Annotated in this window: 10 protein-coding genes; 8 read left to right on the top strand and 2 right to left on the bottom strand. The window is 71.8% G+C overall.

Going from position 1 to position 12,843, the window contains the following annotated elements; genetic code table 11:
* Positions 1 to 8: 8 nt before the first annotated feature.
* Complete coding sequence (locus tag AB0B57_RS27065; RefSeq protein WP_357075536.1) at positions 9 to 671, bottom strand: adenosylcobinamide amidohydrolase; 663 nt, start codon at positions 669 to 671, stop codon at positions 9 to 11.
* A gap of 143 nt (positions 672 to 814) precedes the next feature.
* On the opposite strand from AB0B57_RS27065, the gene AB0B57_RS27060 reads away from it, so the two are divergent.
* The 3 genes from AB0B57_RS27060 to AB0B57_RS27050 all read left to right on the top strand — a co-directional run bounded on the left by AB0B57_RS27060 (position 815) and on the right by AB0B57_RS27050 (position 4,762).
* Positions 815 to 1,492 (top strand): Crp/Fnr family transcriptional regulator, encoded by a 678-nt coding sequence (locus AB0B57_RS27060; RefSeq protein WP_110563686.1) that lies wholly within the window; start codon positions 815 to 817, stop codon positions 1,490 to 1,492.
* Between the two features lie 137 nt (positions 1,493 to 1,629).
* Complete coding sequence (locus AB0B57_RS27055; protein WP_357075533.1) at positions 1,630 to 2,373, top strand: metallophosphoesterase family protein; 744 nt, start codon at positions 1,630 to 1,632, stop codon at positions 2,371 to 2,373.
* Positions 2,374 to 2,581: 208 nt separating this feature from the next.
* A complete protein-coding gene (locus tag AB0B57_RS27050) occupies positions 2,582 to 4,762 on the top strand; it encodes a hypothetical protein (protein WP_357075530.1) in 2,181 nt (726 codons plus the stop codon).
* 106 nt (positions 4,763 to 4,868) lie between these two features.
* On the opposite strand, the gene AB0B57_RS27045 is transcribed toward AB0B57_RS27050, so the two are convergent.
* Positions 4,869 to 6,626, bottom strand: a complete 1,758-nt coding sequence (locus AB0B57_RS27045; protein WP_357075527.1) for a helix-turn-helix domain-containing protein — start codon at positions 6,624 to 6,626, stop codon at positions 4,869 to 4,871.
* Between the two features lie 228 nt (positions 6,627 to 6,854).
* On the opposite strand from AB0B57_RS27045, the gene AB0B57_RS27040 reads away from it, so the two are divergent.
* Genes AB0B57_RS27040 through AB0B57_RS27020 form a run of 5 tightly spaced genes read left to right on the top strand, consistent with a single transcriptional unit; the run spans position 6,855 to position 12,834 of the window.
* Positions 6,855 to 7,460, top strand: coding sequence for a TetR/AcrR family transcriptional regulator (locus AB0B57_RS27040; RefSeq protein ID WP_357075524.1), 606 nt, complete (start codon positions 6,855 to 6,857; stop codon positions 7,458 to 7,460).
* Positions 7,461 to 7,498: 38 nt separating this feature from the next.
* Complete coding sequence (locus AB0B57_RS27035) at positions 7,499 to 8,296, top strand: TIGR03084 family metal-binding protein (RefSeq protein ID WP_357075521.1); 798 nt, start codon at positions 7,499 to 7,501, stop codon at positions 8,294 to 8,296.
* Positions 8,293 to 9,963 (top strand): acyclic terpene utilization AtuA family protein, encoded by a 1,671-nt coding sequence (locus AB0B57_RS27030; RefSeq protein WP_357075518.1) that lies wholly within the window; start codon positions 8,293 to 8,295, stop codon positions 9,961 to 9,963. Before AB0B57_RS27035 ends, AB0B57_RS27030 begins: the two co-directional genes overlap by 4 nt.
* Before the next feature lie 25 nt (positions 9,964 to 9,988).
* A complete protein-coding gene (locus AB0B57_RS27025) occupies positions 9,989 to 11,236 on the top strand; it encodes an acyl-CoA dehydrogenase family protein (RefSeq protein WP_357075515.1) in 1,248 nt (415 codons plus the stop codon).
* Complete coding sequence (locus tag AB0B57_RS27020; protein WP_357075512.1) at positions 11,233 to 12,834, top strand: carboxyl transferase domain-containing protein; 1,602 nt, start codon at positions 11,233 to 11,235, stop codon at positions 12,832 to 12,834. The genes AB0B57_RS27025 and AB0B57_RS27020 overlap by 4 nt, the downstream gene beginning before the upstream one ends.
* Positions 12,835 to 12,843: the final 9 nt, after the last annotated feature.

Below are 12,843 nucleotides of genomic sequence, written 5' to 3'. Positions count from 1 at the left end.
TCGAAATTTCAGCCGGACACCTGCTCTGACCAGGGCACGACCGCCCGGAGACCCCCGGCGAGCACCGCGGCGTGCACCGCTCGGGCGAGCGGGGCACCCCAGGTGGAGCGCGGCCCGCCGTACGCGGCCTCCGGCCCGCCGACCGGGCAGAGCACGGTGACCGCGTCGGTAGGCGTGCCGGTCCCCGGCAGCCCCAGCTCGGTGATCGCCTGGGCCTTCGCCTCGGTCGCCGTGGCCACCGCGTTGACAAGTGCCGAGTCGGCGAGCCGGGCCGGCACGTACACCACGATGTTGACCGTGCCGACGCGCTCGGCGAGCGCGGGCGGTGCGGGCGCTGCCGCGAGCACCGGCGTGCCGAGCCCGACCGTCGCCCAGGCCCGCACCCCGGTGTCGGTCCGCGCCACCACCTCGGCCACGTCCACGCCGGTCAGCAGACCGACGCCCGGCCCGTCGAGGGCGAGGCCGGCGGCGAGCGCGGCCAGGTGGGTGGCCGGGTCGTCCCGGTCGTACGACATCGACACCGTCGCGTTCAGCACCCAGTGCCGAGCCCCGATCCCCCCGCCGAGCGGGGCACTGCTGACCGCCCGCAGGGGCCCGTCGGCGCGCCAGACGAGCAGCGGCGTGTCCCGCCCGTCCTCGACACGACTGGTCAGAGTTGGCTCGCTTAGCACGTCGGGCAGGTTACGCCCAACGATCAAGATTCCAGGGGCGACCTCGGATTCATGCTCACGTGCGCCTAGACTTGGCGGCGCGCGAGGGGATCAGCGGACGGCGGCCCCGGCCGACGGACGGCACGCGCAACCGGAGGTGCGCGATGGACGAGGTACTGGCCCGCAGCGGGATCTTCCAGGGTGTCGACCCGGAAGCTGCCGAAGCGCTTGCCAAGGAGATGGAGACGATCGAGGTCCGCAAGGGCGAGATCGTTTTCAATGAGGGCGAGCCCGGTGACAGCCTCTATATCCTGCTGTCCGGGAAGATCAAGGTTGGTCGCCGCGCAGCGGACGGCCGACAGAACCTGATCGCGGTGATGGGGCCGTCGGACATGGTCGGTGAGCTGTCGCTCTTCGACCCGGGTCCGCGTACGGCGACCGCCACCGCGGTGACGGACACCCGGCTCGTACGACTGCGCAAGCAGGCGCTGCGGCCGTGGCTGGCCAACCGCCCGGAGATCGCCGAACAACTGCTCCGGGTGCTCGCCCGGCGGCTGCGACGGACGAACGACTCGCTCGCCGACCTGATCTTCACGGACGTGCCGGGTCGGGTCGCCAAGAACCTGCTCCAGATGGCTGGCCGGTTCGGCACCCGCGACGGTGGCGTCCTGCGGGTGACCCACGACCTCACCCAGGAGGAGATCGCCCAGCTCGTCGGCGCCTCCCGGGAGACGGTCAACAAGGCGCTCGCCGACTTCGCCTCGCGCGGCTGGCTGCGACTGGACGGCAAGAGCATCATCATCCTGGACCCGGAGCGCCTGGCCCGGCGCGCCCGCGTCTGATCCGGCGCGCCGGGCTACCACCCCGGCGCCCGTGACGTTCCGGCCCGGCCCGCGGCACGCGGACCGGGCCGGATTTCGCCGTCTGCCCGTAGCGGAATCGCTGGACTCGGCGCAGCGCCAGCAACCAGGGTGAGCGGATGCCGAACCGGGTTGCTGTCCTCTCCGACATCCACGCGGTGCTGCCCGCGCTGGAGGCCGTGCTGGCCGAGCCGGACGTCGCCGCCGCCGATCTGATCGTGCTCACCGGGGACATCGCGGCCGGTCCACAACCGGTCGAGGTGCTGGACCTGCTCGCTGATCTCGGCGACCGGATCTGCTGGGTGGGCGGCAACGCCGACCGGGAACTCGTCGAGGCCCGCGCCGGCCGCCCCGCCTCCATCGAGGTGTCGAACTGGGCCGCCGAACAGCTTCGCGACGACCAGGTGGATCGGCTGGCCGCACTCCCGCTGACGGTGACCCTGGAGATCGACGGCCTGGGCCCGGTGCTCTTCTGCCACGCCACCCCCCGCGACGACGAGGAGGTCGTTCTCGTCGACACCCGGATGGGGCGCTGGGCGGAGGTGTTCGCCGCGGTGCCGGCCGAGGTGACGACAGTGGTCTGCGGCCACACCCACATGCCCTTCACCCGGCTGGTCGACCGACGTCTGGTCGTCAACCCGGGCAGCATCGGCATGCCGTACGGCGGCGCGGGGGCGTACTGGGCGCTGCTCGGACCCGGCGTGCAGCTTCGCCGTACCCGCTTCGACGTCGACGCCGCCTGCGCCCGGGTGGCAGCCGACTCGACCTTCCCGGACGCCGCCGAGTGGGCCGACGAATACCTGCGATCCCGGCACGGTGACGCCGAGGCGCTCGCCGTCTTCGCTCCCCGCGACGGCCGCTGAGGCCGGGTCTGACCCGGCTACCTCTTGCGCCGGACCCTGTCCGGGACTGTCCCGACCTGCGGCCGCTCTTCCCGGACGTGGTGGGGACGGCTGTCATGGAACGAGTGAGCGCCGGCCGCGATGTCGGCGCCCACCGGCCCGGTCGTGATCCGGGCCGGCCGCCCTGGGCGGCGGGTGACCGTGGCAGGCGAAGGTTTGGAGGGCAGTGATGGGTACCACGCGTGCGGGATGCCGTTCCCCGCGGACCGGCTGGCTGTTGGCGCGGTGGGCGGTGGTGGGGCGCGGTTGGCTGGTGCCGCTTGTCGCGGTGGTCGCCGTCGCGGCGAGCCTCATGCTTGTCGCCCCGGCGCCGGCGGCGTCGGCTGCCCCCGGAGAACCGGACGAGCGCCCGGCGGCGGCCAGCCCGACACCGGATCCGGCCGAATCCCGCAACGCGATGTCGCGAGCCCGTCGGATGCTCGCGCAACTCGGTTACGACATCTCGGCCCTGGGCTCACCGACCCCGGACGACCCGAACTACATGAAGAAGATCATCGCGGACCAGGTCATCAACCGGGTCCAGGGGTGGGTGGCGGAGGGCAAGACCGGCTTCAGTCTGAAGGACCTCTACCCCCTGCTCCAAGACGGCGAGGCGGTCTACCGCAAGGCGCAGAAGCGCCTTACGGCCCAGAGGAAGAAGCTTGAGAGAAGCGAACGAAAGCTGAAGAGGCTGACGGAGATCGCGACGGACACCACCCGCTCGCCGAAGCAACGGGCCAAGGCAGCGGCCAAGTTGCCGAAGATGCGGAAGGACGTGGCCAACAACCGTCGCAGCCTCCGCGATGCGACGCCCAGCAAGCCCGACTACGACGGGAACGTCAAACGGCTGCGGAACACGCTCAAGGATCTGGACGGAAAAATCGCCAAGGCCGAGCGGAGGGGTGCTCTGCCGGGCGCCAAGAAGGAGCTGGCGAAGAAGCGCGACGCCGTCCAGAAGGAACTGGCCGAGGCCGAGGCGGAGAAGGCCGACTATGACCGTCGCAGGGGCGACGACGGCGACACCTCCGGCACCACGGCCCGTCGCCCGAAGGGGCCGAACAAGCCACCGACCGGCGCGACCAGGACCGCGCCGAAGGGACTCCAGTCCGCCGGCCCGAAGGTGACGCGTCCATGGTCCTCGGTGCTCGGGCGGCGCGGCCCGCGGGTCGACAGCGGGGCCGGCGAGCTGATCGGCCAGGGCATCGCCGACGAGATCCGCAAGCACGGCCAGGTGGAGGACGAGAAGCTGCTGCACCGCGCCATGGAGGATCCGGCGCTGCGCCAGCGCATCATCGACGACTACCGCGAGTATCCGGAGCGCAGCCCGTGGGAGAAGACCAGGCGTGACTTCGACAGCTCGAAGGGCTTCCGGCAGACCGAGGCCCTGCGGATCGGGCCGGCGCTGATCAAGTACGAGGAGGCCGAGAACATCGCGAAGCGGTCCAGGAACGACCGCAACTACCTCCAGGCCCAGCGGGAATGCGGCGGCTACGACACCTGTGTCACGGATCGCACCCGCAAGCTCCGCGAGCTGAACACCAAGCTCAAGAAGCAGACCGACCGATCCAACAACGACCCCGCCTACCTCCAAGCCCGCAAGGAATGCGGCGGCTACGACACCTGCGTCACCGAACGCACCCGCAAACTCCGCGAGCTGAACACCAAGCTCAAGAAGCAGACCGACCGATCCAACAACGACCCCGCATACCTCCAAGCCCGCAAGGAATGCGGCGGCTACGACACCTGCGTCACCGAACGCACCCGCAAACTCCGCGAACAGAACGCCCGCAACACCAACAACGGACCCAGCACCAAGAAGACCACCACCGGCAACAAGACCACGCCCAAGAAGACCACCACCACCAAGAAGACCGACACCAAGAAGACCACCACCAGCACCAAGCGCGCCAACCAATCCAACAACGACCCCGCCTACCTCCAGGCCCGCAAGGAATGCGGCGGCTACGACACCTGCGTCACCGAACGCACCCGCAAACTCCGCGAACAGAACGCCCGCAACACCAACAACGAGCCCAGCACCAAGAGAACCACCACCGGCAACAAGACCACGCCCAACAAGACCACCACCACCAAAAAGACCGACACCAAGAAGACCACCACCAGCACCAAACGCGCCAACCAATCCAACAACGACCCCGCCTACCTCCAGGCCCGCAAGGAATGCGGCGGCTACGACACCTGCGTCACCGAACGCACCCGCAAACTCCGCGAACAGAACGCCCGCAACACCAACAACGGACCCACCACCAAGAAGACCACCACCGGCAACAAGACCACGCCCAAGAAGACCACCACCACCAAGAAGACCGCGGACACCGACAAGGGCGCCAAGAAGACCGGTGGCAAGTAGGGCGGGAACAGGCGGTCAGGAGCAGCCCATGGTCGTTCTTCGCGGGGCATCGCCTCGACCGACCACGACCACCAACCGGGACGTCCGAGTGGCTGGCCGGAGTGCATCACCTGAAAAGGAATACCTGCATGTTGTCGCTGGAGCACGACACCTGGGCGATGGCCGTGCCCGCGGCCCGGCCGCCGCCGATCGGACCGATGCACCTGTTCGGTGCGGTCGTGGCGTGCAGCCGGTAACCCTGGCCCCCGCTCGCCTGGACCGGTTCGAGGATGAAACGTTGGTCCGGGCGGTTGCAGTAGCTGCGTGGTGCCACCAACTGCCCGTCGACGGTCGACGGTTCGCCGCTCGGGTCGGGGTCGACCTGCAGGCAGCCACCACCTCCGGACGGGTGTGCCCAGTAGATCTGGTACGTGTTCGAGCCGACCTTCCGCAGCTCGCTGGTGGCCGGCTCGGCCTGGGCACAGGAAACGAGCGTCGCCACCTCCGGGCGGTCGTTCCCCGGCTCCGGACCCACGCCCACGCAGTACGACTGCCCGACGGTGGCTGCCGGCATCATCCGGTACTGCCCCGCGGCGGGCAGCGTGGCGGCCGCCTTCGTCTGCGCCGCCTGGGGTGCGCTCGACCTGGGTGCACTCGACCTGGGTGCACTCTGCGCGGGGCTGGTGACCGCCGGCGCGGCGCTGGTCGGGGGCGGGCTCAGGCTCGGGCTCGGGCTGGATGTCGGCGCGCCAGCGTCGGCGGGTGGCAACTGCACGTCGACGTCGAGGCTGGCCGTCGGCTCGGCGAGCACCGGCGGGGGACCGTCCCCGGCGTCGGGATCGCGCAGGGTCCGGATCACGATGCCACCGGCCACCACGATCAGCAGCAGCACCAGTACGCCGAGGAGTGCGCGTGTCGGCCGGCCGAACCGGAAGGCCAGCGGCGGCACGAAGTCCCGCAGCCGCAGTGGCGCGGCGGCAGCGTCGACGTTCGGGGCACGTTTGCGGTGCAACCCCGCCCAGGCGTTGTTGCGCCGGCCCTTCACGGCGGTCGCCAGCGGCCCATCGGCGTACAGCAGGGGACGGACCGGCTGGTCCTCGGTCGGCGTCGACTCGTCGGCGGCCGGCTCGGGCCGCCCGCCCGCCGGGTCGGGCTCGCGGCTCAGGGCGGACTCGTCACCCGGCGAGCGCTCGCCCGCGACAACCGGACTCGGCCCGGCCGCGACCGACCCGTGCGACGCGCCGATGCTCGCCGTGGCGGCGACAAGCCGGTCGGCGGCACCCCGCGCATCCGCGACAGGCTGCCCACCCGCACCCCGCACCCCCGCAACGAGCGCGCCGGCAGCCGCCGTGGCGGCGACGGGCTGCCCACCGGCCGCCGGTTCGCCGGTGCGATCCGCGGTCTCGGCTGCCGGCGGCGTCGGGCCGTCGAGCCCCCAACCGGGTTCCGACGCCAGCTCGGCCGGCAGGGGTGGAACCGCGTCGAGCAACCCCCACGGCGGGCGGACCCTCGGCTCGTCGACGAACGAGTCGGCATCGGCCATGCCCGGGTCGGCGGCGACGGTGACCGGCTCGGGCTGACCGGCGGTGGCCGCGGCAAGCACCTTGCGCGCCGCGACCCAGTGGTCCACCGTGGCCTGATCGCCTCCGCAGGCACGGACGAACGCCGCGACAAGCGTCTCCCTCGGCAGGTGGGCCCGGCCCAGGGCGGTGTTCAGGGTGCTGTGTGGGAGCACGTCGCCGGCGTCCCGCGCCCTCTTCGACACCTGTCGAATGGTCAACCCGGACCACTGCCGCAGCGCGCGCATCTGGGCCACGAACTCGGCAGCCGAACCGGCGGTCGCCGGGTCAGGTGCGGTGCCGTCGGTGTACTGATCGTTCGCCATTGACCGTTCGTCCCCCGCGTCTCTGCCAGCGCGCCCACAGCCATGCGGACCCGATTCAAGCCGATCGTTCGGCGTACCGCTACCTCGTCCGGCTCAAACCAGAACAACCTCCGCAACCAGGACAGTCGCCGCTGACCGCTGTGGCACGGGCGTGTCGGCGACGAGAGGGAACGGCAGCCAGAAAAAGTCAGTCTTGACTGTTTGTTTCGGAGGGCGCAGGCTGTTCCCGTGTCCACCACATCGACGCGTGTCCCTCAGCAGGAGCGCAGCCGGGCCACCCAGGCCCGCCTGCTGGAGGCGACAGTCGACTGCCTGGTCGAGCATGGCTGGTCCGGCACCACCACCACCGTCGTCGCGGCCCGGGCCGGGGTCTCGCGCGGCGCCCAGTTGCACCACTACCCGACCAAGGCCGCGCTGGTGACAGCCGCCGTGGCACATCTCGCCGAGCGCCGGGCCGACGAGTTGCGGGTGGAGGCCGAGGCACTGCCGGCCGGCCCACAGCGGCTGGACCGGGTGATCGACCTGCTCGGCGTGGCGTTCACCGGGCCGCTGTTCGTGGCGGCTCTGGAGCTCTGGGTCGCTGCCCGCACCGATCGCGAACTACGGGACGCCCTGGTGCCGCTGGAGGCCACCGTCGGCCGGGAGATGCATCGGCTCACCGTCACCCTGCTCGGCGTCGACGAGCGCCGCCCCGGGGTCCGAGAGGCGGTGCAGGCCACCCTCGACCTGCTCCGCGGGCTCGGGGTGGCCAACCTGCTCAACGACGACTCGACCCGCCGCACCGCACTGCTGAGCACCTGGAAGCGTCAACTCGCCACCCTGCTCACGCCCTGACCGCTGGCCGCGCCGGCCAAGACCGACCGGAGGCACCCATGGTCGACCAGACCGACCTGCTCGCGGACCTGGCCGCCGAGTCCGCGCAACTGGACAGCCTGGTGGCGCCGCTACCGGCGGTCGACTGGGCCCGACCGACCCTCGCGCCGGGCTGGAGCATCGGGCACCAGATCGCCCACCTCGCCTGGACCGACCAGGTGTCGCTGCTGGCAGCCACCGACCCCGAGGCGTTCCTCGCGACGGTGACGGCCGCGCCGGACGTGACCCGAATGGCCGACGCCGGTGCCGAGGAGTTCCTCGCCCCGCCCGCGGAGCTGCTCGCCCGTTGGCGGGCCGGCCGGACGGCGCTCGCCGACGCGCTGGCCGCCGTCCCGACCGGCGAGAAACTGCAGTGGTTCGGCACCCGGATGTCGGCCACCTCGATGGTGACCGCCCGGATCATGGAGACCTGGGCACATGGTGTGGACGTGGCCGACGCGCTCGGCGTCGTCCGGCCGGCCAGCGACCGGCTCCGGCACGTCGCGCACCTCGGTGTGCGTACCCTCGGGCACGGCTTCGCCGCCCACGGCCGGGACATCCCGACGACGCCGGTCCGGGTCGAGCTGGTCGGGCCCGGCGGCGACATCTGGGCCTGGGGGCCGGCGGACGCCGCCGACCGGCTGAGCGGGCCCGCCCTGGACTTCTGCCTGCTGGTCACCCAGCGCCGACACCGCGCGGACCTCGCCCTGGTCGCCACCGGGCCGGTCGCCGACGAGTGGCTGGACGTGGCGCAGGCGTTCGCCGGGCCGCCGGGTGGCGGCCGGCAGCCGACCGGCCGACACGGAGTGCCGGCATGATCCGGATCGGCAACGCCTCCGGCTTCTACGGCGACCGGTTCACCGCCTGGCGGGAGATGCTCGACGGCGGTGAGCTGGACGTGCTGACCGGTGACTACCTGGCCGAGCTGACCATGCTGATCCTCGCCCGGGACCGGCTGCGCGACCCCGACCTGGGCTACGCGAAGACGTTCCTGCGTCAACTGGAGACGTGCCTCGGCACCGCGCTGGAGCGCGGGGTGCGGATCGTGACGAACGCCGGCGGGTTGAACCCGGCAGGCCTGGCCGCCGCCATCACCGCACTCGCCGCCCGGCTCGGCCTGCCGGCCCGGATCGGGTACGTCGAGGGCGACACCATCCAGCGGCCGGACGCGTTGAGCGCGAACGCCTACCTCGGCGCGTTCGGCATCGCGGCCTGCCTCGACGGCGGGGCGGACGTGGTGGTCACCGGTCGGGTCACCGACGCCTCGCTGGTCGTCGGTCCGGCCATCGCCCGGTACGGGTGGAGCCGCGACGACCTCGACGAGCTGGCCGGGGCGACAGTCGCGGGGCACCTCGTCGAGTGCGGCGCACAGGTCACCGGTGGCAACTTCAGCTTCTTCACGGAGCTGCCCGACGGCGGGCACCGACCCGGATTTCCGATCGCCGAGGTGCACGCCGATGGTTCGACGGTGCTCACCAAGCATGCCGGCACCGGTGGTGCGGTCACCGTGGAGACGGTCACCGCCCAGCTGCTCTACGAGATCGGGGGGCCGGCGTACCTGGGGCCGGACGTGGTGACCCGACTGGACACGGTGACACTGCGCCCCGACGGGCCGGACCGGGTGCGGGTCTCCGGTGTCCGGGGTACGCCGCCGCCGGCCACGCTCAAGGTCGGCGTCAACAACCTCGGCGGTTTCCGCAACTCAATGACGTTCGTCCTCTGCGGGCTCGACATCGAGGCGAAGTCCGCACTGGTCCGGGGGCAGGTCGAGGAGGCGGTGGGCAAGGACGGGTTGGAGTTCACACTGGCCCGGACCGACCACGCCGACGCCGCCGACACCGAGGCCGCCAGCGCGCTGCTGCACGTACACCTGCGCGACGGCGACCGGGGGCGGGCCGGACGGGCCTTCTCGGCCGCCGCGGTGGAGTTGGCGCTAGCCTCCTACCCGGGCTGCACGCTGACCACCCTGCCGGGCGACGCGACACCGTACGGCGTCTTCACCGCCGACGCGGTGCCGCAGACCGCGGTGGCGCACGTCGCGGTACTGCCCGGCGGTGAGCGGGTGCCGATCGCCCCGCCGATCCGCACCGCCGCCGATGCCGCCGCCGCGGACGGGACTGTCCCGTACGGCGCCGCGGCGGTCGATGGTCCGACCCGGCGCGGGGCGCTCGGCGAGGTGGTCGGCGCACGCTCCGGGGACAAGGGTGGGGACGCCAACCTCGGTGTCTGGGCGCGAACCGACGCCGGGTACGCGTGGCTGCGCACCTGGTTGACCGTCGAGCGGTTGGCCACGCTGTTGCCGGAGACCGCGCCGTTGTCGGTGCGGCGCTACGAGTTGCCGAACCTGCGCGCGCTCAACTTCGTGATCGAGGGACTGCTCGGGGCGGGGGTGGCCGCGTCCACCCGCTTCGATCCGCAGGCCAAGGCGCTCGGCGAGCTGCTGCGCGCCCGGATCGTCGACCTACCCGCCGCGGTGGCGCCGTGAACGCGCGGAGTGGGCTGGTCGCGCCGTGAGCATCGTGGACACGCCGGAGCGGCGGCAACTGCGCGAGCTGACCCGCTCGTTCGTGACCCGGGAGGTGCTGCCGCACCTGGACGACTGGGAGCGGGCCGGCGAGGTGCCCCGGGCGCTGCACGCGAGCGCCGCGAAGCTCGGCCTGCTCGGCGTCGGCTTTCCGGAGTCGGTCGGCGGCAGCGGCGGTGACCTGCTCGACTCGATCATCGTGACCGAGGAGGTGATCCGCTCCGGCGGCTCGTCCGGTCTGGTGGCGGCCCTGTTCACGCACGGCATCGCGTTGCCGCACATGGTGGCGGCGGCCGGTGCCCGCTCCGGTGGCTCGCTGGGCGGCCGGCTCGGCGGCACCGCGTCCCCGGGCGACGACGGTCTGATCGAGCGGTACGTGCGGCCCACCCTGGCCGGCACGATGATCGGCGCCCTGGCCATCACCGAGCCGGACGGCGGCTCCGACGTGGCCGGCATCCGCACGACCGCCCGCCGCGACGGCGACCACTACGTGGTGAACGGGTCGAAGGCGTACATCACCAGTGGGCACCGGGCCGACTTCGTCACCACGGCGGTCTGCACCGGCTTTCCCGGCAGCGGCGAGCTGACCCTGCTGGTCATCGACAAGGGGCTGCCCGGGTTCACCGTGGGACGCCGGTTGGAGAAGCTGGGCTGGCACTGCTCGGACACCGCCGAGCTGTCGTTCGTCGACGTGCGGGTGCCGGTCGCCAACCGGATCGGCGCGGAGAACACCGGCTTCCTGGCGATCATGCAGCACTTCGCGGCGGAACGGCTGTCGCTGGCGACCCAGGCGTACGCGACCGCGCAGCGCTGCGTCGAGCTGGCGACGCGCTGGTGCCGGGACCGGGAGACCTTCGGGCGTCCGCTGGCCAGCCGACAGGTGGTCCGGCACCGGTTGGCCGAGATGCACACCCGGGCGGAGGTGGCCCGGTCGTACGTGCACGAGGTGGCCACCCGGGTGGCTCGACCACTCCAGCTCGGCGCGTCTGACGCCGCGCCGCGACCCGGAGCAGTCGCAGGCGAGCCGGTGGTGACCGAGGTGGCGATGGCCAAGAACGTGGCGGTGGCCGCCTGCGACCAGGTCGTCGACCAGGCGTTGCAACTGCACGGTGGCTTCGGCTACCTGCGCGACGCGGAGGTGGAGCGGCACTACCGCGATGCCCGGATCCTCGGCATCGGCGGCGGCACCACCGAGATCATGAACGAGATCATCGCGAAGGGCATGGGCCTGTGAGCATTCTGGACAGCGCGATCGACCCGGCGGCGCCCGGGTACGTGGCGAACCGGACGGCACTGCTGGAACGCCTGGCCGAGCTGGATGCCGCGCTGGACCAGGCGCGAGCCGGCGGTGGCGAGAAGTACGTGGCCCGGCACCACGAACGCGGCAAGCTGCTCCCCCGCGAGCGGATCGAGCTGCTGGTGGACGCGGACAGCCCGTTCCTGGAGTTGTCGCCGGTCGCCGCGTACGGCACCGACTTTCCGGTCGGGGCCAGCGTCGTCACCGGCATCGGGGTGGTCGAGGGCGTGGAGTGTCTGATCGTCGCCAACGACCCGACGGTACGCGGCGGTGCGGTCAACCCGTGGTCCCTCGCCAAGACCCGGCGGGCCGGTGAGATCGCCCTGGCCAATCGGCTGCCGATGGTCAATCTGGTCGAGTCGGCCGGGGCGGACCTGCCCAGCCAGGCGGAGATCTTCATTCCGGGTGGGCGGGTATTCCGCGATCTGACCCGGCTCTCGGCGGCGGGCATCCCCACGGTCAGCGTGGTCTTCGGCAACGCCACGGCCGGTGGCGCGTACGTGCCGGGGATGTCCGACCACGTGATCATGATTCGGGACCGGTCACAGGTCTACCTGGCCGGGCCGCCGCTGGTGCGGATGGCCACCGGTGAGGTCACCGACGACGAGTCGCTGGGTGGGGCCGCGATGCACGCCGGCACGTCCGGGCTGGCCGACTACCTGGCCGAGGACGAGCGGGACGGCATCCGGCTGGCCCGGCGGTGCGTACGTCGGCTCAACTGGCGCAAGCAGGGCCCGTCGCCGCGCACGGCGGTGCCGCAACCACCGAAGTACGACCCGGAGGATCTGCTCGGCATCGTCAGCGCCGACCTGAAGGTGCCGTTCGACCCGCGCGAGGTGCTGGCCCGGATCCTGGACGGCAGCGACTTCGACGAGTTCAAGCCGGCGTACGGGGACGCGTTGGTCACCGGCTGGGGCGAACTGCACGGCTACCCGGTGGGCGTGCTGGCCAACGCCCGGGGGGTGCTGTTCAGCGCGGAGGCGCAGAAGGCGGCCCAGTTCATCCAGCTCGCGAACGCCTCCGACACCCCGTTGGTCTTCCTCCAGAACACCACCGGTTACATGGTCGGCACGGAGTACGAGCAGCGCGGCATCATCAAGCACGGCGCACTGATGATCAATGCGGTGTCCAACTCGACGGTGCCGCACCTGACGGTCAACCTGGGCGCCTCGTACGGGGCCGGCAACTACGGCATGTGCGGCCGGGCGTACGAGCCGAGGTTCCTGTTCACCTGGCCGAACGCGAAGTCGGCGGTGATGGGCCCGGCGCAGCTCGCGGGGGTGCTGTCCATCGTGGCCCGGCAGGCCGCCGCCGCCCGGGGGCGCTCCTTCGACGAGGAGTCCGACACGGCGATGCGGATGATGGTCGAGCAGCAGATCGAGTCGCAGTCCGGCGCGCTCTTCCTGTCCGGCCGGCTCTACGACGACGGGGTGATCGATCCTCGGGACACCCGTACCGTCCTCGGGTTCTGCCTCTCGGCGATCCACAACGGACCGGTGCGGGGCGCCGATGGTTTCGGCGTCTTCCGGATGTGAGGGGTTAAA

It is taken from the genome of Micromonospora sp. NPDC049101, from assembly GCF_040648675.1.
Taxonomy (GTDB): Bacteria; Actinomycetota; Actinomycetes; order Mycobacteriales; family Micromonosporaceae; genus Micromonospora.
The sequence above is the reverse complement of the archived record's forward strand: the minus strand, read 5'-3'. Positions and strand labels throughout refer to the sequence as shown.